Origin of the sequence: Neorhizobium sp. AL 9.2.2 (assembly GCF_013317225.1) — a bacterium.
Taxonomy (GTDB): domain Bacteria; phylum Pseudomonadota; class Alphaproteobacteria; order Rhizobiales; family Rhizobiaceae; genus Neorhizobium; species Neorhizobium soli.
In genome coordinates this window covers 123,766-145,658 of the sequence record NZ_JAALXU010000003.1, presented here as the reverse complement: position 1 = coordinate 145,658, position 21,893 = coordinate 123,766, and the positions used below count along the sequence as shown (strand labels likewise).

General features: G+C 60.7%; 16 protein-coding genes and 1 pseudogene. 9 read left to right on the top strand and 8 right to left on the bottom strand.

The window, feature by feature from the left end; genetic code table 11:
- Nucleotides 1–67 precede the first annotated feature (67 nt).
- Entirely contained in the window at nucleotides 68–1,105 is a 1,038-nt protein-coding gene (locus G6K99_RS07205; protein ID WP_092659823.1) for an SPFH domain-containing protein, read from the top strand.
- A 7-nt stretch (nucleotides 1,106–1,112) separates the two neighbouring features.
- Complete coding sequence (locus G6K99_RS07200; protein WP_062460943.1) at nucleotides 1,113–1,592, top strand: NfeD family protein; 480 nt, start codon at nucleotides 1,113–1,115, stop codon at nucleotides 1,590–1,592.
- 14 nt (nucleotides 1,593–1,606) lie between these two features.
- Here the strand turns inward: G6K99_RS07200 and G6K99_RS07195 are convergent, their stop codons facing one another.
- Nucleotides 1,607–2,602: an SIS domain-containing protein gene (locus G6K99_RS07195; RefSeq protein WP_174196128.1), complete on the bottom strand. Its 996-nt coding sequence runs from the start codon at nucleotides 2,600–2,602 to the stop codon at nucleotides 1,607–1,609.
- Between the two features lie 307 nt (nucleotides 2,603–2,909).
- Complete coding sequence (locus G6K99_RS07190) at nucleotides 2,910–3,095, bottom strand: Flp family type IVb pilin (protein WP_062460949.1); 186 nt, start codon at nucleotides 3,093–3,095, stop codon at nucleotides 2,910–2,912.
- A 460-nt stretch (nucleotides 3,096–3,555) separates the two neighbouring features.
- Here G6K99_RS07190 and G6K99_RS07185 point away from each other — a divergent pair, with 460 nt between their 5' ends.
- Together G6K99_RS07185 and fucP are read left to right on the top strand one after the other, a co-directional pair.
- A complete protein-coding gene (locus G6K99_RS07185; RefSeq protein ID WP_062582342.1) occupies nucleotides 3,556–5,079 on the top strand; it encodes an outer membrane beta-barrel protein in 1,524 nt (507 codons plus the stop codon).
- A 393-nt stretch (nucleotides 5,080–5,472) separates the two neighbouring features.
- The gene (gene fucP / locus G6K99_RS07180; RefSeq protein ID WP_244474112.1) at nucleotides 5,473–6,750 is read left to right on the top strand and encodes an L-fucose:H+ symporter permease; all 1,278 of its coding nucleotides are present in this window, start codon (nucleotides 5,473–5,475) and stop codon (nucleotides 6,748–6,750) included.
- 81 nt (nucleotides 6,751–6,831) lie between these two features.
- On the opposite strand, the gene galU is transcribed toward fucP, so the two are convergent.
- Nucleotides 6,832–7,719, bottom strand: coding sequence for a UTP--glucose-1-phosphate uridylyltransferase GalU (galU, locus tag G6K99_RS07175; protein WP_062460958.1), 888 nt, complete (start codon nucleotides 7,717–7,719; stop codon nucleotides 6,832–6,834).
- 198 nt (nucleotides 7,720–7,917) lie between these two features.
- Between galU and G6K99_RS07170 the strand changes: the two genes are divergently transcribed.
- From G6K99_RS07170 to G6K99_RS07160, 3 genes and pseudogenes are all read left to right on the top strand, one after another.
- A complete protein-coding gene (locus G6K99_RS07170; protein ID WP_082472037.1) occupies nucleotides 7,918–9,138 on the top strand; it encodes a lytic murein transglycosylase in 1,221 nt (406 codons plus the stop codon).
- A gap of 110 nt (nucleotides 9,139–9,248) precedes the next feature.
- Nucleotides 9,249–10,415 carry a DUF459 domain-containing protein gene (locus G6K99_RS07165; protein WP_174196127.1) on the top strand — a complete coding sequence of 389 codons (1,167 nt, stop codon included), beginning with the start codon at nucleotides 9,249–9,251 and terminating at the stop codon, nucleotides 10,413–10,415.
- 118 nt (nucleotides 10,416–10,533) lie between these two features.
- Nucleotides 10,534–11,454, top strand: a pseudogene (locus G6K99_RS07160) (alpha/beta fold hydrolase).
- A 21-nt stretch (nucleotides 11,455–11,475) separates the two neighbouring features.
- Here G6K99_RS07160 and G6K99_RS23255 read toward each other — a convergent pair.
- The 4 genes from G6K99_RS23255 to gltB all read right to left on the bottom strand — a co-directional run bounded on the left by G6K99_RS23255 (nucleotide 11,476) and on the right by gltB (nucleotide 18,392).
- On the bottom strand, nucleotides 11,476–11,934 hold the full coding sequence (locus G6K99_RS23255; protein ID WP_244631404.1) for a hypothetical protein: 459 nt from the start codon (nucleotides 11,932–11,934) through the stop codon (nucleotides 11,476–11,478).
- Nucleotides 11,935–12,018: 84 nt separating this feature from the next.
- Nucleotides 12,019–13,473: a glutamate synthase subunit beta gene (locus G6K99_RS07150; RefSeq protein ID WP_092659813.1), complete on the bottom strand. Its 1,455-nt coding sequence runs from the start codon at nucleotides 13,471–13,473 to the stop codon at nucleotides 12,019–12,021.
- A gap of 15 nt (nucleotides 13,474–13,488) precedes the next feature.
- On the bottom strand, nucleotides 13,489–13,659 hold the full coding sequence (locus G6K99_RS07145; RefSeq protein ID WP_174196068.1) for a hypothetical protein: 171 nt from the start codon (nucleotides 13,657–13,659) through the stop codon (nucleotides 13,489–13,491).
- Entirely contained in the window at nucleotides 13,656–18,392 is a 4,737-nt protein-coding gene (gene gltB / locus G6K99_RS07140) for a glutamate synthase large subunit (protein ID WP_174196125.1), read from the bottom strand. Before gltB ends, G6K99_RS07145 begins: the two co-directional genes overlap by 4 nt.
- A gap of 477 nt (nucleotides 18,393–18,869) precedes the next feature.
- Between gltB and G6K99_RS07135 the strand changes: the two genes are divergently transcribed.
- Nucleotides 18,870–19,922 (top strand): low specificity L-threonine aldolase, encoded by a 1,053-nt coding sequence (locus G6K99_RS07135; protein WP_062460968.1) that lies wholly within the window; start codon nucleotides 18,870–18,872, stop codon nucleotides 19,920–19,922.
- A 9-nt stretch (nucleotides 19,923–19,931) separates the two neighbouring features.
- On the opposite strand, the gene G6K99_RS07130 is transcribed toward G6K99_RS07135, so the two are convergent.
- Nucleotides 19,932–20,783 (bottom strand): LysR family transcriptional regulator, encoded by an 852-nt coding sequence (locus tag G6K99_RS07130; protein WP_174196124.1) that lies wholly within the window; start codon nucleotides 20,781–20,783, stop codon nucleotides 19,932–19,934.
- Nucleotides 20,784–20,880: 97 nt separating this feature from the next.
- Between G6K99_RS07130 and G6K99_RS07125 the strand changes: the two genes are divergently transcribed.
- Nucleotides 20,881–21,882 carry a bile acid:sodium symporter family protein gene (locus tag G6K99_RS07125; RefSeq protein ID WP_062582327.1) on the top strand — a complete coding sequence of 334 codons (1,002 nt, stop codon included), beginning with the start codon at nucleotides 20,881–20,883 and terminating at the stop codon, nucleotides 21,880–21,882.
- Nucleotides 21,883–21,893 lie beyond the last annotated feature (11 nt).

The window sequence follows — 21,893 nt, the reverse complement described above, 5'->3', positions numbered from 1 at the left end:
ACGTTCCCGCACCTCTAGGGTTGTCTGGTATGAAACGAACGCAATTTATTGGGCAGGAGGACTCTTCATGAGCCTGGACGGTTTCGACTATTTTGTCATCGGTATCGTAATCCTCGCGATACTCCTGCTCTTTGCCCTCGTGAAGACCGTGCCGCAGGGCTATAACTACACCGTCGAGCGATTTGGCCGTTACACGCGCACGCTGGAGCCGGGCCTCAATATCCTGACGCCGTTCATTGAGCGCATCGGTGCGCGGATGAACGTCATGGAACAGGTGCTTGATATTCCTACCCAGGAAGTCATCACCAGGGACAATGCCAGCGTTTCGGCCGATGCCGTCGCCTTCTATCAGGTGCTCAACGCCGCGCAGGCCGCCTACCAGATCACCAATCTCCAGCTCGCCATCCAGAACCTCACGATGACCAATATTCGCTCGGTCATGGGTTCGATGGACCTCGACGAGCTGTTGTCCAACCGCGAAGTCATCAACGAACGGCTGCTGCGCGTCGTCGACCAGGCGGTTCATCCCTGGGGCATCAAGGTCACCCGCGTCGAGATCAAGGACATCCAGCCGCCGGCAGACCTCGTGCAATCGATGGGCCGCCAGATGAAGGCGGAGCGCGAGAAGCGCGCCCAGATCCTCGAGGCCGAAGGCTCACGCAACGCGCAGATCCTGCGGGCCGAGGGCGCGAAACAGGCAGCTGTGCTGCAGGCCGAAGGCGAACGCGAAGCCGCGTTCCGCGATGCCGAGGCGCGCGAGCGACTGGCAGAAGCCGAAGCGCGCGCGACGCAGGTCGTCTCCGAAGCAATCGCCTCCGGCAACGTGCAGGCGATCAACTACTTCGTGGCGCAGAAATATACGGAAGCTCTAGTCGAGATCGGCAAGGCGAACAATTCCAAGATCGTGCTGATGCCGCTTGAAGCCTCGTCGCTGATCGGTTCGCTCGGCGGCATCGGCGCCATCGCCAAGGAAGTCTTCGGAAATGGCGACGGCCCTGCCCCGGCAGCGCCCCGCACGCAACCCGGCCAGCCTTCGCGCACCACCCGCAGCACGCCGAGCGTGACCGCTGTCATCCCGCCCTATACGCCCTCCTCCGACAAATGAGGCTGCAATGATCATCGATCTGGTACGCAGCCTCGGCTCGTGGAGCTGGTGGCTCCTCGGCCTTGTCCTGCTCGCAGCAGAACTGGCCGTTCCCGGTGCCTTCCTGATCTGGATCGGGCTTGCCGCCATCATCGTCGGCGCGCTGTCTCTGGCACTCTGGGATACCGGCATCTGGACCTGGCAGGTGCAGCTTCTGCTGTTTGCCGTGCTAGCGGTCGCACTGGCGGTGGTCGGGCGTCGCTTCTATTCGAGCCGTGGCGGCGAGAGCGATCAGCCGAACCTCAACCGGCGTGGCGAAAGCCTCGTCGGGCGCACCGCAACGCTGCACGAGCCGATCGCGGAAGGTCGCGGACGGATAAGGCTTGACGATACGTGGTGGTCGATCATCGGGCCGGACCTGCCAGCCGGCACTCAGGTGGTGATCATCGAATCAAATGGCCGCGATCTTCGCGTCGAAGCAACGGCGACAGTCTTGCGTCCCACCTGAAACTAAGATGGGTTTCAGGCGACTCCGACGCGCAGCAGATCGTGGAAATGGACGATGCCGATCGGGCGCTGATCTTCGCCGACGACGAGAAGTGCACCGATACTGTACTCGTTGAGAAGCGCAAGAGCCGCAGTCGCCAGCGTATCCTTGCCGACAGTCTTCGGGCGCACGGTCATGACCTCGTCCACGGGCATCTTCGTCAGGTCGACATCGAGATGGCGCGCAATGTCGCCATCGGTGACGACGCCGACAAGCCGGCCCTCATCATCGGTAACACCGACGCAACCGAACCGCTTGCGCGACAGTTCCTGCACCGCTTCCGGCATCAGCACGCCCTGGCGCACCAACGGAATGCTGTCGCCGACATGCATGAGGTCGCTGACATGCGACAGCATGGCGCCGAGCTTGCCGCCAGGATGATAGACGCGGAAATCGGTTGCCGAAAAACCGCGCGCTTCCAGCAGCGCAACAGCAAGTGCATCGCCCATCGCAAGCTGCATCAGCGTGGAGGTGGTTGGAGCCAGCCCGTGCGGACAGGCTTCCTGTTCCTTCGGCAGAAGCAGAACGACATCTGCCGCTCTGCCGAGCGCTGAGACCTCACCAGACGTGAGTGCGATCAAAGGAATAGAAAAGCGACGGGTGAACGATACGATCCCCTGCAACTCGGCGGTCTCGCCGCTCCAGGACAGCGCCAGCACGACATCGCCGGGCGCAATCATGCCGAGATCGCCGTGGTTTGCTTCGACCGGATGCACGAAGAAGGCCGGCGTTCCTGTCGAGGCAAAGCTTGCAGCAATCTTTTTGCCGATATGGCCGCTCTTGCCGATGCCGGTCACGATGACACGACCGCTGATGCCGCCGATCAGCTCGGCCGCTGCGCGGAACGGGCCGCCCAAGCCATTCTGAAGGGCATGATCAAGGGCTACAAGGCCCTGTTTTCCAAAGGCAATCGTCCGCAGGGCGGAATCAATGACATCGACCTCTGCGGCCTGCAACGCTCTCTTTATCATGTCGCAGGCTTAGCGCTTTTTCCTGGTCAAGTCCATCGCATTAGCCGCTGAGCAAGTATTGCGGACTTCGAGAAAACAATGCGTCGATCTTCGAAACCGGTCGCTGGCTAGAGTGTCGCTGAGCAAGGAAAGAACCATGCAACGGAAAATCGCACGGCTGTTGGCGTTCATCACCAACGAGTCCTGCGTTTCAAGATTTTCGCGGAATAAATATGTCCAACAGGACCCAGCGCAGTGCAGCCTGATGACGAACGGAGCCCCCTCGAATGTCGAGACGGCTCCTTCTATGGCATTTCGCAGACTGCAATCAGCAAGTGGTGGCACTTCCGTCGCAGGTGAGCTTTCCTGCTATGTTGCTGAACTGGTTATTCAAAGCGCCGCCGAGCGTTGTTGCGCCGGCAATCAAAGCAACGGAAATGAGTGCGGCAATGAGGCCATATTCGATGGCAGTCGCGCCCGACTCATCCTTCATCATGCGTGCAAGAATTGACATATAACTCTTCCCTGACTCGCCCCTCGGAACGGAATTGCTCCGATGTCAAGTTTCTATACTTGAACTGTAGATACATTTTCTTAATGCGCTTAAACAAATCCAATGTGTGTAAATGTCACGTTTGACTTGGTTAAATCACCGTAAACGCGCGAATTCGCCAGCCTTGGGCAACCGGCGTTTGTGCCCTGCGACCATCCATGCGCGCTGGGAATGTTCATGCAAATGTAGTGGCATCTCCTGGCGAGTGGACGGATAGCGTGAAGGGCAGTCGCGCAGCCCCACGCGGCCGGTTTCACCAACTGTTAACCATAAACTAACCCTTTCGAGGCATACTTCGCGATAAATCCGACAAGGTGACATTCGTGTTTCAAAGCATACACTTAGCCAGGACGGACCTGTGGATGCGGAGCGACGCTGGACTTTGCCTTTGGATCAGCATTTCCGATTTCCGGGCAGTCCGATGATTATCAGCAGGACAAAAGCCACGACGCTTTCGTTGCGCGGCCGTGCGTATGGACTGCTGCTGGCCGGCTCGGCACTGATCCTCCCGTCGGCTGCCGTTTCGCAGAGCCTTTTTCCAGACAGTGGCAGCGCGCTTCCAGCCATTCCCAGCAGCCAGGTCGGAACAGCCGGAACATCGACGATTACCCGCAACACCCCGACTGCACCGGTCGGCGGGACGATTCCCGGCATAGTCGCCGTTGCCGGAGACGAACGGGCCGCCGATACGACGGCGCAACAGAGTGCGGCCGCGCGTGTTCAGGAGCCGGAAGTCGACCTCAACCAGCCGATCGGTCCGTCCGATCTCGAGCCGCTCGATGATGGTCCCGAGGCAATCGATCCGCAGGAGGCTCCGCGTCAAGAGGTGGATCCGACCGGCATCCGGCTCGGCACGTTCATGCTGCGCCCGTCCATCAATCAGAGCATCAACACAGAAATCACCCGCGAGAACGGATCGAAGGAAACGCGCAATTACGCGGCAACCGGGATTCGCGGAACGCTGACCTCCGACTGGTCACGGCATGCGCTGACAGTTACCGGCGAAACCACGATCGAGCACAATTTCACCAAGAGCAAGGAAGGCGAGGATCCGGAGGGCAAGATCAGCGCTGATCTGCGTCTCGATCTTGCAGACGATACCGTTGCGCATCTGACCAGCGGCTACAGCTTTACCCGTGAGGACAATGACGACCCGAACGCCGTCGGTGGCGCCGACGTCCAGTCCGGCGTGCACCTGTTCCAGACCGGGGCATCGATCGGTCGCGACATCGGCAAGATCAGAGCACTCGCCGCCGTCAACGGCTCTCGATATGTCTATACCGAGGCAAAGCTTGCGGACGGCGGCACGCTCAACATGAAAGACCGCAATCGCAGCGGCATCGATGGTCGACTGCGCCTCGGCTATGAACTTTCGCCTGCCCTCATCCCGTTTGGGGAAATCGCATCTGGCCACACATTCTACGATCGCAAACGCGATGCTTCTGGCTATCAGCGCTCATCGCAGACCTATGCCGCACGCACCGGCGTCGAGTTCGATTTCGGCGAGAAACTGCGCGGCGAGTTGGGAACGGGCTATGAGGTCGTCGACTACGAGGATAACCGCCTCAAGAATGTCGGTGGCATCAGCTTTGATGGCGATGCGACCTGGTCACCACAGCGCGGCACCGACGTCAATCTCGGTCTGCGCACGACAGTCCAGGATTCCACAACGCCCGGCGAAGGCGGATGGGTGGAGTATGAACTCACCGCAGCGCTTGCGCACGAGATGCGCGACAGCGTCGTGGCACGCCTGAGCGGCAGCACCGTGTTCCGCAACTTTGATTCCGGCAGCGAAGACGAGGTCACCTGGCTTGCCGGCGCGGGGATAACATGGGCAATCAACCGCTATCTCGATCTCACGAGCGACGTTGAATACGAGAAAACCACGGGCGGCACCGAACAGAACATCGTTCGCGCGGGCATGGGGCTGACTCTGAAGCGATAGCGTCCATCAGGCAATCACGTTTCCGTGATATCTATCCCGGTACTGCCGCCACTCGGCGCCAACGCTTCGACATGTGTGCCTTCACAATAGGCATAAAGTACGAAGTCGCCCTAAACGGCCCAGGATCGGAATGGGTTCTGTCTCCAACATACCTTCCCGCGAACAATTATTTCCGCACTGCAGCAATCGTTGCTCCAGCTACTCCTCCAGCGCATGGCTTCTCCAGCCGATCACGCCGTCCATGCACGTTGTACAAAGCTTGCGCCCGGGCTTCCGCCCACTTCCCCTCAGGACTGTGCGCAACATATAAGCGCTCACGACGAATTGTCGCAGTGCAGCATTAATGCGCTCCATCGATACATCCTGATAGATTAGAGGCTCAACGTGGCTGGAATTCCAACAGACAGCGCGACCACACCGCGCACAGCAACGAGTTCGACGGCAGGTAACAATTACCGCTTCGCTCTCGTTGCCCTGACTTCCCTGTTTTTCATGTGGGGCTTTATCACCTGCCTGAACGACATTCTGATCCCACACCTGAAGAACGTCTTCCAGCTCAACTACACCCAGTCGATGATGATCCAGCTGTGCTTCTTCGGCGCCTATTTCATCGTGTCGCTGCCGGCCGGCGCGCTTGTGAAGCGCATCAGCTACAAATGGGGCATTGTCGTCGGCCTGCTGATTGCAGCGATCGGCTGTGCGCTGTTCATCCCGGCTGCCAGCTACCGCGTCTATGCGCTGTTTCTCGGTGCGCTGTTCGTGCTGGCAAGCGGTGTCACCATTCTGCAGGTTGCCGCCAATCCCTATGTGACGGAGCTGGGCGCCCCTGAAACCGCCTCGAGCCGGCTGACGCTGACCCAGGCCTTCAACTCGCTAGGAACCACGATCGCACCGCTCTTCGGCGCCTTCCTCATCCTGTCGGCCGCGACCGGCGACATCCAGAACGCGAGCGGCGAACAACTCGAAGCCTTGCGCCTCGCAGAGGCTGATGCCGTCCGCTTCCCTTACATGCTTCTGGCAATCGCCTTCCTCGTGCTGGCCGCCGTCTTTGCAGCCCTGAAGCTGCCGCATGTCGAAACGGAAGACACGACGGTCGCTGAAGGCGGCGAACGTAGCTCCGCGTGGGCCTACCGTCACCTCGTTCTCGGCGCGATCGGCCTGTTCGTCTATGTCGGTGCCGAAGTGTCGATCGGCTCGTTCCTGGTCAATTACCTGGCAGAACCAAGCATCGCCGGCATGCCGGAATCCGAAGCCGCCCATTACGTCGCCTATTTCTGGGGCGGCGCCATGATCGGTCGTTTCGTCGGCGCCTATGTCATGCGGTTCGTCGACGACGGCAAGGCGCTGGCGTTCAATGCCGGTGTTGCGATCCTGCTGATCCTGCTCACGGTGTTTGCGGGCGGCTCGCTGGCAATGTGGTCGGTCCTCGCCATCGGCCTGTTCAACTCGATCATGTTCCCGACCATCTTCAGCCTGGCACTCAAGGGTCTTGGTCGCCACACCAGCCAGGGATCGGGCATCCTGTGCCTGGCGATCGTCGGCGGTGCCATCCTGCCGGTCGTTCAGGGCATGCTGGCCGATACGGTCGGCATCCACCTCGCCTTCCTGATGCCGGCGATCTGCTACCTCTACATCGCCTACTACGGCCTCAAGGGTCACAGGGCCGCCTGATCGAAGGCATGGATCCCTGAAACGAAAAACGCCCCCGCGATCGTCTCGCGGGGGCGTTTTCTTTTGCAGTAACGGATAGGCTTACATCAGCTTCGAGACGAGCGCCTTCAGGGGCTCCTCGATCGCCGGGCGAATGTCCGGGCGCTGCAGGGCAAAGGCGATATTGGCCATGATGAAGCCGTCCTTGGCGCCGCAGTCGTAGGTCTCGCCCTTGAAGTGGTAGCCGGCAAATTCCTGGCTCTTGGCCAGCGCCAGCATGCCGTCGGTCAACTGGATCTCGTTGCCGGCGCCACGTTCCTGGGTTTCCAGGATCTTGAAGATCTCCGGCTGCAGGATGTAGCGGCCGTTGATGAAGAAGTTCGAAGGGGCCGTACCCTTGGCAGGCTTCTCGACCATTTCGGTGATCTTGAAACCGTCGCCGACGGTCTCACCCTTGCCGACGATACCGTACTTGTGGGCCTGGTCCGGATCGCATTCCTCGACCGCGAGAACGTTGCCGCCGGTCTGGTCGTAAAGTTCGACCATGCCCTTGAGGCAGCTCTTTTCCGACGACATGATCATGTCCGGCAACAGGACCGCGAAGGGTTCGTTGCCGACGATGTCGCGCGCACACCAGACGGCGTGACCAAGACCGAGCGGAACCTGCTGGCGGGTGAAGCTCGCCGTACCGGCCTTCGGCAGGATATGCGAGAGCAGCGTCAGTTCGGCATTCTTGTTGCGCTCGCGCAGCATCTGCTCGAGTTCGAACTGAATATCGAAATAGTCTTCGATCACACCTTTGCCACGGCCGGTCACGAATACGAAATGTTCGATGCCGGCTTCCGCCGCTTCATCGACCACATACTGGATGACCGGCTTGTCGACGACCGTCAGCATTTCTTTTGGCACAGCCTTTGTGGCCGGCAGGAAGCGGGTGCCGAGGCCCGCAACAGGGAAGACTGCTTTACGAATTTTCCGTTCTTGTGACACTCATGCCTCCTGATGCATTTCGCTGTGCGGTTTCGGGTCTTTTGTCGGCTGTAATAAACATTTGCTACCTTTTAGCAAAGATCTGCCCCGGCCGCGCGTTTCATGGTAAAGAATTTGTTGACCCTATCCTGTTATCACATCGTTGAGCCGCATCCCGATCTCGCCATGATGGCCAGAATAAAAATGGACCGACTGCCGATGAAAAAAATCAGCCCCAATCGCTTCCGCGCAACGATCTTCTCGCTTGTCGCCGGCCTTGCCATATCGACCTGCGCGATAGATGCCCGCGCCGATGCCGGTTTCAAGACGTGGGTTGCAAATTTCTATTCGACTGCTGCCAAAAGCGGCATCAGTCGCTCGACCTATGATCGCGCCTTTGCAGGCATCAGCGGTCCCGACCAGGAAGTCCTGCGCAAGGCCGAGTACCAGCCGGAATTCAAGTCGAAAATCTGGGATTATCTCGACAGCCGCGTCAATCCCTATACGGTCAAGATCGGCCGCGAAATGGCTGCCCGCCATGGCGCGACGCTGAACGCCGTGGAGCGGCATTTCGGTGTCGACAGAAACATTCTCCTCGCCATCTGGTCGATGGAATCCAACTATGGCGCAGCTCTGGAAAATCCCGAACGTCTGCACCACGTGCCGCAGGCACTGGCGACGCTCGGCTGGGGCGATCCGAAGCGCGGCAAGTTCGCGCGCAACCAGCTGATCGCCGCCTTGAAGATTCTCCAGGCTGGCGACGTATCCCCCAAGCAGCTGACCGGTTCCTGGGCAGGCGCGATGGGCCATACCCAGTTCATCCCGACGAGCTACCTGCTCTATGCGGTCGACGCTGATGGCAACGGCAAGCGCGACATCTGGCATTCGGTTCCCGATGCGCTGGCGACCTCCGCCAACCTCCTGGCCAAGAACGGCTGGACTGCCGGCAAGACCTGGGGCTACGAATCCGTGCTTCCCGCCGGCGCCGCAAAATACGAAGGCCAGAGCAAGACCCTGGCACAGTGGGCAGCGCTGGGCTTCCAGCGTCCGAACGGCAAGGGTTTTCCGCGCGGAGCAGACCGCGCGACATTGAAGCTGATGGCCGGCGCGAACGGTCCAGCCTACCTGATGCTCTCCAACTTCTTCACCATCAAGCGCTACAACGCAGCCGACAGCTACGCGCTCGCGGTCGGTCTTCTCGCCGACGAGATCGCAGGTTTCGGCGGTGTACAGCAGTCCTGGCCGCGCCCCAACGGCACGCTCGACATCAAGGAGAAGTTCGAGCTGCAGAGCCGCATGAAGGAACTCGGCTATTACGAAGGCGAAGTGGACGGCAATTTCGGCTCCGGCTCGAAGGCCGCGATCTCCGCCATCCAGAAGCGTCTCGGCATGCAGCCGGATGGCGAGCCGTCGCATTCTCTTCTCAAGGCGATCCGTTGAGGCTAGCATGCGATGCGCCGCAATCGTGAACGGTGCGGCCAAAAGGCATGAAAACGATGAAGCTCTTGCGCCACAACAGGCCAAACCGACGCCTGGTCCGGACGGTATTCATGGTAGCGACCAGCCTCGTGCTGTCGCTGCCATCAACCGTTTCGTTTGCCCAGGACGGCGGCGATCGGCGCAACCTGTTCAACATGCTGTTCGGTGCGCCGCGCACAGAGCGATATGAACGCTACGAACGTCCGACCCGGCGATATGACCGGCAGGATGGATCGATCATCGAGATGGCGCCACGCCGGCAGAGAAGCCGTGCCACTCCGCAGGCTGCGGTTCCCCGCACGAGGACGGCACCGATACCCTCTCAGCCCCAGGCCGAACCCGTCGCCAAACTGGAAACCGCCAAAAAGATCCTCGTTATCGGCGATTTTCTTGCCGGCAATATCGGCGGTGAGCTGGAAACGACGTTTGCGACCTCCCCGGGGGTTTCGATCATCAGCCGCAGCGACGGATCCTCCGGCCTGGTGCGCGACGACCATTACGACTGGCTTGGCCAACTGCCGGCTATTCTCGACGAGGCCAAACCCGCGATCGTGGTCGTCATGCTGGGTGCCAACGACCGCCAGCAAATGGACACCGCCAGCGGCCGCGAGAAATTCCGCACGGATGCGTGGTTCAAACAATATGAAACCCGTGTCGCAGAGCTTGCCGGCACGATCGCGCAGCGCAAGCTAACGCTGCTTTGGGTCGGCCTGCCGGCGTTCCAGTCGCCATCGATGATGGCGGACGCGGTCACGCTCAACACGCTTTATCGGGGACAGGTGGAGAAGGTCGGCGGCGAATTCGTCGACATCTGGGACGGCTTCGTCGACGAGGACGGCAGGTTCGTCCTGACTGGCTCGGACGTCAACGGACAGCAGGTACGCCTGCGCAATTCCGACGGCATCACGCTCACCAAGCCCGGCAAGGAAAAGCTCGCCTTCTATGTCGACAAGGTCCTGCGCCGGCATCTGGGCGACATGGCAAGCCCCGATCTCGCCAAATTCGACAGCAGCACCCTCCCGCCGCTCCAGACGCTCGAATCTCCTGCCAACCCCGAAGTGCCCGTACGGCCGATCAGCCTGGTTGACCCGGAGCTGGACGGCGGCCAGGAGCTTCTGGGCGGCAATGCGCCACCGGCCCGTCTGACGGAAACGCCGCGCGACAAACTGGTCAAACGCGGCGAACTCGAGCCCGCCCCGGCCGGTCGGATCGACGACTACCGGCTCACGACCCAGTAGGTCTTTGACACGAGCGCGAGCTCTCGCCTGTAGCTTCGTGAAAAAACGTGCTACATAGTCATAAATTCCCAGTTCAGACGTGCATGGCCTAGCTGATCTCTTTTATCGGAGTGCCCGCATGAACCTGCTTTTTCGCGTTATCGTATCCACGATCCTGCTTGCGACGCCGGTCCTTGCAGAGGTTCCGCCGTTTCCATCCACCTTCAGGACCCAAACTGTCCATGTCGGCAACGTAGACATCCATCTCCGGATTGGCGGCAGGGGACCTGCCGTCGTTCTGCTACATGGCTACGGCGAAACCGGCGACATGTGGGCGCCGCTGGCTGCAAAGCTCGAGATGGATCATCTGGTCATCGTTCCCGATCTTCGCGGCATGGGTCTGTCATCACACCCCGAAGGCGGCTTCGACAAGGCAAGCCAGGCCCGCGACCTGGCGACCATTCTGAACGGACTGCACATCGATCGTTTCGCGCTGGTCACGCACGATATCGGCAACATGGTGGGCTTCGCCCTCGCGACGCAGCAACCCGCCCGCGTGACCCGCTTCGCGCTGCTCGATGCGCCCGTTCCCGGCATCGGCCCATGGGACGAGATCCTGAAAAACCCGCTTCTCTGGCATTTCCGCTTCGGGGGGCCGGACATGGAGCGTCTCGTCGCCGGGCGCGAGCGCATCTATCTGGACCGGTTCTGGAACGAATTTTCCGCCGACCCAAAGCGGTTCGACGAAGCATCCCGCAAACACTATGCCGCCCTCTATGCCTTGCCAGGCGCCATGCATTCCGGCTTCGCCCAGTTCGCGGCCTTCGACCAGGATGCGATCGAAAACCGCGCCTAGGCAGCAACGGGCGCAAAACTGGAAATGCCCATTCTGGCCGTTGGCGGTGAAAAGTCCTTCGGGCCGGGCATGGCGGCGGTGATGCGCACCGCAGCCACGCAGGTCAGCGAGGGCGTAATCGCCGATGCCGGCCACTGGCTGATGGAAGAACAGCCGGATGCCACCGTCAAGATGATCGACGCGTTTCTCTCCAGCAGCGAGTGATACGATCGTTAAACCAGACGCTTATCGTGGAACGCAAGTGTCCGCGTAGCAGTGGTTATGGTCGATCCTTCTGATGAACGTCTGCGCCCTTGGGATTGGATCGTGAAGATACTGATCCGGCCCCAGCATTTTGCGGAGGTTGAGCTCCAGCGTATCGAGCAGATCGAAATTGACCGGCACCATTTCGCACGTCCACCCGGCGCGATGGCGGGACCATCCCTTTCTATGATGGGCGAGCAAGCGCGCTCGCAAGCTGTAGCCATGGTAGTCAAAAGCGACAGTCCCATCGGTCACATAGACATGCGCGCCGGGAAAGCCATCCGCCGTAACAATCCGTTCAGCGTAAAAACCTGCGACGGGCGGGTGAAGAAGATAGGTACCGGCCAGAATATGGCATGCTCCATGCCCGAAGAAAATTCGGTCGGGCAGCATCCAACGACGGACGGGGTCTTTCTTGATGCCGCTTTTCAGGATGTACATGCGGCAAGCATGACCTGATTCTGCCGAAACAAAAACGGCCCCTCCCCGCGAAACGGAGAGAGGCCGTTCATTTTGACATATCAGTTAGCGCGGCAGGACGCTCGATCCCATCAGCGCTTCGTCGATGGCTCGTGCTGCCTGACGGCCTTCGCGGATCGCCCACACGACCAGCGACTGGCCGCGGCGCACGTCGCCGGCGGTCCACAGCTTGTCGACCGAGGTCTTGTAGTCGCGCTCGTTGGCAATGACGTTGGTCGAGCCGCGGCGGTCGACGTTGAGCGCCAGCTTGCCGTCGAGTTCGGACAGCACGCTGTCCGTCGCGGGACCGGAGAAGCCGATGGCGATGAAGGCGAGATCGGCCTTGATGATGAAGTCGGTGCCCGCGATCGGCTGGCGGCGATCATCCACTTCGCAGCAGCGAACGCCGGTCAGCTGGCCGTCTTCTCCGACGAATTCGAGCGTTGCTACCTGAAACTCGCGGATCGCGCCTTCGGCCTGGCTGGACGAGGTGCGCATCTTGGTGGCCCAGAATGGCCAGACGGCAAGCTTGTCTTCCTTTTCCGGCGGCTGCGGGCGGATGTCGAGTTGGGTCACCTTGACCGCACCCTGACGGAACGCGGTGCCGACGCAGTCAGACGCGGTATCGCCACCGCCGACAACGACGATATGCTTGCCACCGGCAAGGATCGGCTCGGCGGCCCAGGCGACGCTATCGATATTTTCGCGGCCGATGCGGCGGTTCTGCTGCACGAGATACGGCATCGCATCATAGACGCCGTGCAGTTCCGTGCCGGGAATGCCGGCCGGACGCGGGGTTTCGGAACCGCCGCAATAAAGCACGGCATCGAATTCCGCGGTCAGTTCTTCCACCTTCTTGTCGACACCGATATTGACGCCGTAGTGGAAGGTCACGCCTTCGCCGGTCATCTGCTCGACGCGCCGGTCGATGAAGTTCTTCTCCATCTTGAAATCAGGAATACCGTAGCGCAGCAGGCCACCGGCCTTGGATTCCCGCTCAAACAGATGCACGTCGTGACCGGCACGCGAAAGCTGCTGAGCCGCCGCCATGCCCGCCGGACCCGAACCGATCACGGCAACCTTGCGGCCAGTCTTCACAGTCGCCGGCTGCGGCACGATATAGCCAAGCTCATAGGCCTTGTCGGCAATCGCCTGCTCGACGGTCTTGATCGCGACAGGCGCATCTTCGAGGTTGAGCGTGCAGGCTTCCTCGCACGGCGCGGGACAAACGCGGCCGGTGAATTCCGGGAAGTTGTTGGTGGAATGAAGGTTGCGGATCGCCTCCTCCCACTTGTTGTTGTAGACGAGGTCGTTCCAGTCGGGGATCTGGTTATGAACAGGGCAGCCGGTCGGGCCGTGGCAATAGGGAATGCCACAGTCCATGCAGCGGGCCGCCTGTTTCGTCACTTCCGCATCCGACATCGGAATGGTGAATTCGCGGAAATGGCGGATACGATCGGACGCCGGCTGGTACTTGCCAACCTGCCGGTCGATTTCCATGAATCCCGTAACTTTGCCCATAGTCTTTCCCTCAGTTCACAGAGGCGGCCATTGCGGCCCCCAGTACCAGTAGGCGAAACCGATCACCGCCCCCAGCACCACAAATTCCAAAACTAGCGCACCGTTGACCAGTGCGGCGACCGTTGGAACGGCCGCGGCGATTGCCACGGCCGTTCCGGCATGAACGATGCGTCCAATGCGGTTCACTCCGCAGCCACGCCCATCCGCATCCGTTCCATCTCCACCAGTGCACGGCGATATTCGACCGGCATGACCTTGCGGAACTTTGGACGGAACTCGCTCCAGCGGTCGAGAATGTCCTTGGCGCGGGTCGAGCCGGTATAGTGCATGTGGTTGGAGATCAGCTGGTAGAGCCGTTCCTCGTCGTGACGCGTCATGTCTTCGGAAACGTTCACGCGTCCCTTGTGCATGATGTCGCCGCCGTGGTGGTGCAGCTTTTCCAGCATGTCGTCTTCTTCCGGAACCGGCTCCAGTTCCACCATCGCCATGTTGCAGCGCTTGGCGAAGTCGCCCGTCTCGTCGAGCACGTAAGCAACACCGCCCGACATGCCGGCTGCGAAGTTGCGGCCGGTTTCGCCGAGCACGACGACGATACCGCCGGTCATGTATTCGCAGCCATGGTCGCCCACGCCCTCGACCACCGCGATGGCGCCCGAGTTGCGCACCGAGAAACGCTCGCCGGCGACGCCGCGGAAGTAGCACTCGCCGGTCGTTGCGCCGTAAAGCACGGTGTTTCCGACGATGATCGAGTTCTCAGCGACGATGCTGGAGTTTTCCGGAGGCCGCACGATGATGCGCCCACCCGACAGACCCTTGCCGACATAGTCGTTGCCGTCACCGATCAGATCGAACGTGATGCCGCGTGCGAGGAAGGCCGCGAACGACTGACCGGCCGTGCCGCGCAGCGTCACATGGATCGTATCGTCCTTAAGACCCTTCTGGCCCCAGCGCTTGACCAGCGCACCCGACAGCATGGCGCCGACGGACCGGTCGACGTTCTTGATCGGCACTTCGAAGACAACAGGCTCCTTGCTTTCAAGGGCTGCCTGCGACTTCTCGATCAGCTTGCGGTCGAGAATATCGTCGATCGGATGCTTCTGCCGCTCGGTCCAGTAGGTCGCAGACTTCGGAGCCTCAACCTTGTGGAACAGTTTTGTGAAGTCGAGACCCTGCGACTTCCAATGCGCCAGCATGTCGTCCTTCTCGAGCAGTTCGGAAAGGCCGATGATCTCGTCGAACTTGGTGAAGCCCAGCGATGCGAGGATCTCGCGCACTTCCTCAGCCACGAAGAAGAAGTAGTTGATGACGTGTTCCGGCGTGCCCTTGAAGCGCTTGCGCAGGACCGGATCCTGCGTCGCGACACCAACGGGGCAGGTGTTGAGATGGCACTTGCGCATCATGATGCAGCCGGCGGCAATGACAGGCGCCGTCGCAAAGCCGAACTCGTCTGCTCCGAGAAGGGCACCGATGATGACGTCGCGGCCGGTCTTCAGGCCACCATCGACCTGCAGCGCGATCCGCGACCGCAGACCGTTCAGCACCAGCGTCTGCTGGGTCTCGGCAAGGCCGATTTCCCAAGGCGAACCTGCATGCTTCAGCGATGTCAGCGGCGAAGCGCCCGTGCCACCGTCGAAGCCTGCAACCGTGATATGGTCGGCGCGGGCCTTGGCAACGCCTGCCGCAACCGTGCCGACGCCCACTTCCGAGACCAGCTTGACGGAGATGTCGGAGGTCGGGTTGACGTTCTTCAAATCGTAGATCAGCTGAGCCAGATCTTCGATCGAATAGATGTCGTGATGCGGCGGCGGCGAGATGAGGCCGACACCCGGCGTCGAGTGACGGGTCTTGGCCACGGTCGCATCCACCTTGTGGCCGGGCAACTGACCGCCCTCGCCGGGCTTTGCGCCCTGCGCCACCTTGATCTGCAGCATATCGGCATTGACCAGATACTCGGTCGTCACGCCGAAACGTCCGGATGCGATCTGCTTGATCGCCGAGCGTTCCGGGTTCATCGAACCGTCGGCCAGCGGCAGATAGCGATCGCTTTCCTCGCCGCCTTCACCGGTGTTCGACTTGCCGCCGATGCGGTTCATGGCGATTGCCAGCGTCGTATGCGCCTCACGGGAAATCGAGCCGAACGACATGGCGCCGGTCGAGAACCGCTTGACGATATCGACTGCCGGTTCGACTTCGTCGAGCGACACCGGCTTGCGGCCGGACCTTTCCGCCGACTTGATCTTGAACAGGCCGCGAATGGTGTTCATCCGCACCGCGCTCTCGTTCACCATTTCGGCAAACTCGCGGTAGCGATCCTGGCTGTTGCCGCGCACGGCGTGCTGCAGGGTGGCGACCACATCCGGCGTCCAGGCATGGCTTTCGCCACGCATGCGGTAGGCATATTCGCCGCCGATATCGAGCGAGGAGGCCAGAACCGGATCCTTGCCGAAGGCTGCGCGGTGGCGGGTGACGGTTTCCTCGGCGATATGATCGAGACCGATACCTTCGATCGACGTCGCTGTGCCGAAGAAATACTGGTTGACCAGCTCCGTGTTCAGACCAACGGCGTCGAAGATCTGGCCGCCGCAGTAGGACTGGTAGGTCGAGATGCCCATCTTGGACATGACCTTGAGAATGCCCTTGCCAACCGCCTTGATATAGCGGGACACGATCTCGGAACTGTCCACTTCCTTCGGAAACTCGCCCCGCATATGCATGTCGGTCAACGTGTCAAAGGCAAGATACGGGTTGATGGCTTCGGCACCATAGCCGGCGAGAAGGCAGAAATGGTGGATCTCGCGCGGCTCGCCCGATTCGACGACGAGACCGACCGAAGTGCGAAGACCCTTGCGGATCAGATGGTGATGCACGGCAGCGGTCGCGAGAAGCGCCGGGATGGCAATCCTGTCCGGTCCGATCTGGCGGTCGGAGAGAACGATGATGTTATAGCCGCCCTTGACCGCCGCTTCCGCACGCTCGCAGAGGCGATCGAGCATTTCCGGCATGCCTTCGGCGCCGCGCTCGATATCGTAGGTGAAATCGAGCGTCTTGGTGTCGAAACGGTCTTCCGTGTGACCGATCGAGCGGATCTTTTCCAGATCTCCATTGGTGAGGATCGGCTGGCGCACTTCGAGCCGCTTGGCGTTTGCAGCACCTTCATGGTCGAGAATGTTCGGCCGCGGCCCGATGAACGACACGAGGCTCATGACGAGCTCTTCGCGGATAGGATCGATCGGCGGGTTCGTCACCTGCGCAAAGTTCTGCTTGAAATAGGTGTAGAGCAGCTTCGACTTTTGCGACATCGCCGAGATCGGCGTGTCGGTGCCCATCGAACCCACGGCTTCCTGACCGGTCGTCGCCATCGGCGACATCAGGATCTTGGTGTCTTCGGATGTGTAGCCGAATGCCTGCTGGCGATCGAGCAGCGATACGTCGCGGCGCAGCGCGCGCGGTTCAACCGGCTTCAGGTCCTCAAGGATCAGCTGCGTGCGATCCAGCCACTTTTCGTAAGGATGGCGGGTCGCAAGCGTGGTCTTCAACTCCTCGTCGGAGATGATCTGACCCTTTTCCATGTCGATCAGCAGCATCTTGCCCGGCTGCAGACGCCACTTCTTGATGATGCTTTCTTCCGGCACCGGCAGCGTGCCGGCTTCGGACGCCAGAATGATGCGATCGTCGTCCGTGACGAGATAACGCGCCGGGCGCAGACCGTTGCGGTCAAGCGTCGCGCCGATCTGGCGGCCATCGGTAAAGCAGACGGCAGCCGGACCGTCCCATGGCTCCATCAGAGCCGCATGGTACTCGTAGAACGCCTTGCGCTCCTTCGACATCGACTGGTTGCCGGCCCAGGCTTCGGGGATCAGCATCATCATCGCATGCGCCAGCGAATAGCCGCCACGCAGCAGGAATTCGAGCGCGTTGTCGAAGCAGGCCGTATCCGACTGGCCCTCGTAGGAGATCGGCCAGAGCTTGGAAATGTCGTCGCCGAACAGTGGCGAGGACACCGACGCCTGACGCGCCGCCATCCAGTTGACGTTGGAACGCAGCGTGTTGATTTCGCCGTTATGGGCAACCATGCGGTATGGATGCGCGAGCTTCCAGGACGGGAACGTGTTGGTGGAGAACCGCTGGTGCACGAGGGCGACAGCACTTTCAAACCGCGGGTCGGCCAGATCCTTGTAATAGGCGCCGACCTGATAGGCGAGGAACATGCCCTTGTAGACGATCGTCGTCGATGACAGCGATACCGGATAGAAGCCGGTTTCCTGGCCGCCGAACTGATCGTAGATACGGTTGGAGATGACCTTGCGAATGAGGAAGAGCTTGCGCTCGAAATCCTGATTGGTCGCGGCATCGCGGCCGGCGCCAATGAACACCTGGAGGTGATAGGGCTCGGTACCGGCAATATCCGGCGCCTTGGACAGCGAGGAATTGTCGACGGGCACTTCGCGGAAGCCGATGAACTGCTGGCCCTCTTCGGCCGTCACATCGACGATGACCTTCTTGAAATGCTCGATCTGATCCGGGTCGCGCGGCAGGAAGAAGTGACCGACGGCATACTCGCCAGCCTTAGGCAGGGTGATGCCCTGCTTTGCCATTTCCTCGCGGAAGAACTTGTCGGGGATCTGCAGCAGAATGCCGGCACCATCGCCCATCAGCGGATCAGCGCCGACGGCGCCGCGATGGGTGAGGTTTTCCAGAATGAACAGGCCATCCTTGATGATCTGGTGCGACTTCTGGCCCTTCATATGGGCGATGAAGCCGACGCCGCAGGCATCGTGCTCGTTGCGCGGGTTGTAAAGCCCCTGCGCTGCCGGAATACCGGAGGCAATGAATGGCAGACGCTGTTCGACGCCCGAGCCAGCTTCCGCCGCGGTTGCGGTGGCGGGCAGACAGTGCACTTCAGGAACATTCTTCGTCATTGCTATTCCTCCTGTTGGCCACTCACGATCGAGCTTGCAAACGGCGTATTCTTCATTTCACCCGAAGAAATGCCTCGTCCTTTCAGGTGGCAGACTGCGGAAGCAGGAAGCCCTTGAGAGCACGAAGCATACCCTTGAACACGTCGACGGTCACCGCTCGGAAACGAAAAACCGCCTTCATTTCAGAAATTAGGACAACAATTCTGTCCTAATTCTCGAATTTTATGACATAAGTGCCGCCTGTCTTCAATCCCCGGCCCACGAAAAAGTTAAGGCTAAACGACAGTTGATTACTGGTTGCGATGCCAGCTTGAAATAATCTTGCGCCGCAACTGACAAAACTCGGCTTTGATTACGCGGCACGAGTAGACACCGCTCATTCGGCATGTTTCCGGATTGATCAACGGTCCAAAAGGCTTATGGTCCGCCTCGCTCAAAGCCCCGCATCTTATCCCACATCGCTTGCAAGGTAACGTCATGTTCTTCGCCTCGGACAACTGGGCTGGCGCCCATCCCGCAATCAATGAACGCTTGTCGAAGGAATCCACCCGCTTTGCCGCGGCCTACGGCAACAGCGAGCTCGACCGCTCGATCGAGGCTCGCTTCAACGAGATGTTTGAACGCGACGTCGCCGTCTTCTTTGTCGCGACCGGCACGGCAGCCAATTCGCTAGCGCTTGCCAGCGTCGCCCGCCCCGGCGGCCTCACCTTTTGTCATTCCGAAGCGCATGTGATCGAGGACGAGTGCGGAGCACCCGACTTCTTCTCGGGCATGCGCATGGTCGCGGTCGAGGGCCCGGCCGGCAAAATGCTGCCGGAAAACCTCGTGGAGCGCATCTCACGCTACCCGCAGGACGCCATTCACCACGGCCGCGCCGCCGCCATCACCATGACGCAGGCAACAGAAGTCGGCACGATCTATACGCTCGATGAAATCGACGCGATCGCAAAGATCGCCAAGGACAACGGTCTGCCGCTGCACATGGACGGCGCCCGCTTCGCCAATGCTCTGGTCGCGCTTGATTGCTCGCCCGCCGAGATGACCTGGAAGCGCGGCGTGGACGTGCTGTCCTTCGGCGGCACCAAGAACGGCTGCTGGTGCGCCGAGGCGATCGTGTTCTTCAATCCTGATCTCGCCAAGGATTTTGCATTCCTGCGCAAGCGCAGCGCACAGCTGTTTTCGAAATCGCGCTTTATCGCAGCCCAGTTCGACGCCTATCTGAAGGACGACCTGTGGATGGGTCTCGCCGGCCATGCCAACACCATGGCCGATCGCCTGCGCACCGGCTTCGGCGCGCTCAACAGCGCCCGGCTTGCCTGGCCGACGACATCGAACGAAGTGTTCGCGGTCCTGCCGAAAGCCTCCGCCAAGGCCGCCGAAGAACAGGGCGCGCGCTTCTACAACTGGCCGGCACCACGCGACATTCCGGAAAAGGTCAAGGCAGACGAAGTGCTCATCCGCATGGTCACATCGTTTGCGACCACGGAAGAAGACGTCGACCAGTTCCTGTCGATCTGCGCTTCCGCCTGATCGTCAGCCCTACTTTTGCGGCGCAATCTGCGCCGTAATCAGGCTGGACAGGGCCTCGACCAGCGCGGCATCTGCGCCGCGCCTGGAAATCAGCACGAACTCGACATCCTGCAGCGTTGGCAAACGGTCCCCGGTGATCTCCTTGAGGCCTTCGGGCGCCATGCTGCGCGGCTGCACGAGCACGCCCATTCCCGCCCGCGCCGCAGCCGTCAGACCGCTGAGACTGCCGCAGGTGCAGACGATCCGCCAGGACATACCGGCTCCGTCCAGCGCCTCCTGCGCCACCCGCCGCGTGATCGAGGGCGACGGGAAGGCGATCAGCGGCAGAGCATCGGTCCGGTCGATCATGCGCTCCGGATCCCGCGCCAGCCACACAAGCGGCTCGCGGTAGAGCAGCCGCCCATGGGTTTCTCCCACATGCCGTTTGGCGAGAACCAGATCGAGATCGCCCGCGTCCTGCATCTGATTGAGCACGGCCGACAGCGCCACCGTCAGCTCCAGATCGACCAGTGGATGCAGACGAATAAAATCTTCGAGAATGCCCGTCAGCCGGCTCGCAACCACATCCTCGGAAACACCGAGCCGCAATCTGCCACGCAGCCGGCTTTCGCCGAACAGCGAGGACACCTTGCTGTTGAGATCCAGCATTCCGCGCGCATAGCCCAGCAGCGCCTCCCCTTCCGTCGTCAGCCGCACGTGGTGCGTATCCCGCGAAACGAGCTGACGCCCGAGCGACTTTTCCAACCGCTGGATATGCTGGGTAACGGTCGACTGCCCCAGCCCCAGCCGCGCTGCCGTATCGGTAAAACTTCCCGTCTGCTCCAGCACGAGAAAACTGTTCAGGTGATGCAGGTTGAGCATGGTTATCCGACTTCGCGATAGCTGTTAGTGTTTGCATTCAAATTCATGATAAGCGAAGACAGCCTCGACAAACAATGAAATCGTCGAAGGATTTTCCATGCGCCGCTACCTGCCGGATCGCTTCACCGTCATGCTCGTCTGCACCGTCATCCTCGCCTCCTTCCTGCCGATCCAGGGTGTATGGGCGGAATGGTTCGGGGTGGCGACCGACATCGCCATCGGCCTGCTTTTCTTTCTGCATGGCGCTCGCCTGTCGCGGGATGTGGTGGTCGCAGGCGTCCTGCACTGGCGCCTGCATCTGACGATTCTTTTGACGACGTTCGCGATCTTCCCGATCCTTGGGCTCATGATCGGGTTCGTTCCAGAAGACATCCTGCCGGCACCGCTTTACATGGGCATCCTATTCCTCTGCGTGCTGCCGTCCACCGTGCAGTCGTCGATCGCCTTTACCTCGATGGCGGGCGGCAACGTGCCGGCGGCGATCGTCGCGGCATCCGGCTCCAACATCCTCGGCATGTTCCTGACCCCGCTTCTGGTCGGCCTGCTTCTGTCGACGACTGGCGACGCCGGCGTTTCGACCGATGCCATCCAGAAGATCGGTCTTCAGCTTCTGGCACCGTTCATCGCCGGCCAGATCCTGCAGCCGTGGATCGGCAACTGGATCCGCTCCAAGAAGAAGATCCTCTCGCCCGTCGACCGCGGCTCGATCCTGATGGTCGTCTACCTCGCCTTCTCGGAAGCGGTCATCGAAGGGATCTGGAGCCGATTTTCGGTGAGCGACATCGCCGCAGTCGTCGTCATCGACATGCTGCTTCTGACCGTCGTCATCTGCATCACCATGTTCGGCAGCAGACTGCTCGGCTTCAAGAAGGAAGACGAGATCACCATCACCTTCTGCGGCTCCAAGAAATCGCTGGCAAGCGGCGTACCGATGGCCAACGCCATCTTCTCCGGCCAGTCGGCCTCGATCGGCGCCATCGTCCTGCCGATCATGCTGTTCCATCAGATCCAGCTGATGGCCTGCGCCGCGATCGCCCAGAAATACGCCGATCGCGCCAGGGCCAAGGAAGAAGCCCTCGCCAAGGTCGCCGCAGCCTGAAACCGGCGTGC

Coding starts and splice junctions, on each gene's coding strand:
- G6K99_RS07205 (WP_092659823.1), top strand. CDS start 68: ATGAGCCTGGACGGTTTCGACTATTTTGTCATCGGTATCGTAATCCTC.
- G6K99_RS07200 (WP_062460943.1), top strand. CDS start 1,113: ATGATCATCGATCTGGTACGCAGCCTCGGCTCGTGGAGCTGGTGGCTC.
- G6K99_RS07195 (WP_174196128.1), bottom strand. CDS start 2,602: ATGATAAAGAGAGCGTTGCAGGCCGCAGAGGTCGATGTCATTGATTCC.
- G6K99_RS07190 (WP_062460949.1), bottom strand. CDS start 3,095: ATGTCAATTCTTGCACGCATGATGAAGGATGAGTCGGGCGCGACTGCC.
- G6K99_RS07185 (WP_062582342.1), top strand. CDS start 3,556: ATGATTATCAGCAGGACAAAAGCCACGACGCTTTCGTTGCGCGGCCGT.
- G6K99_RS07170 (WP_082472037.1), top strand. CDS start 7,918: ATGAAAAAAATCAGCCCCAATCGCTTCCGCGCAACGATCTTCTCGCTT.
- G6K99_RS07165 (WP_174196127.1), top strand. CDS start 9,249: ATGGTAGCGACCAGCCTCGTGCTGTCGCTGCCATCAACCGTTTCGTTT.
- G6K99_RS23255 (WP_244631404.1), bottom strand. CDS start 11,934: ATGTACATCCTGAAAAGCGGCATCAAGAAAGACCCCGTCCGTCGTTGG.
- G6K99_RS07150 (WP_092659813.1), bottom strand. CDS start 13,473: ATGGGCAAAGTTACGGGATTCATGGAAATCGACCGGCAGGTTGGCAAG.
- gltB (WP_174196125.1), bottom strand. CDS start 18,392: ATGACGAAGAATGTTCCTGAAGTGCACTGTCTGCCCGCCACCGCAACC.
- G6K99_RS07135 (WP_062460968.1), top strand. CDS start 18,870: ATGTTCTTCGCCTCGGACAACTGGGCTGGCGCCCATCCCGCAATCAAT.
- G6K99_RS07130 (WP_174196124.1), bottom strand. CDS start 20,783: ATGCTCAACCTGCATCACCTGAACAGTTTTCTCGTGCTGGAGCAGACG.
- G6K99_RS07125 (WP_062582327.1), top strand. CDS start 20,881: ATGCGCCGCTACCTGCCGGATCGCTTCACCGTCATGCTCGTCTGCACC.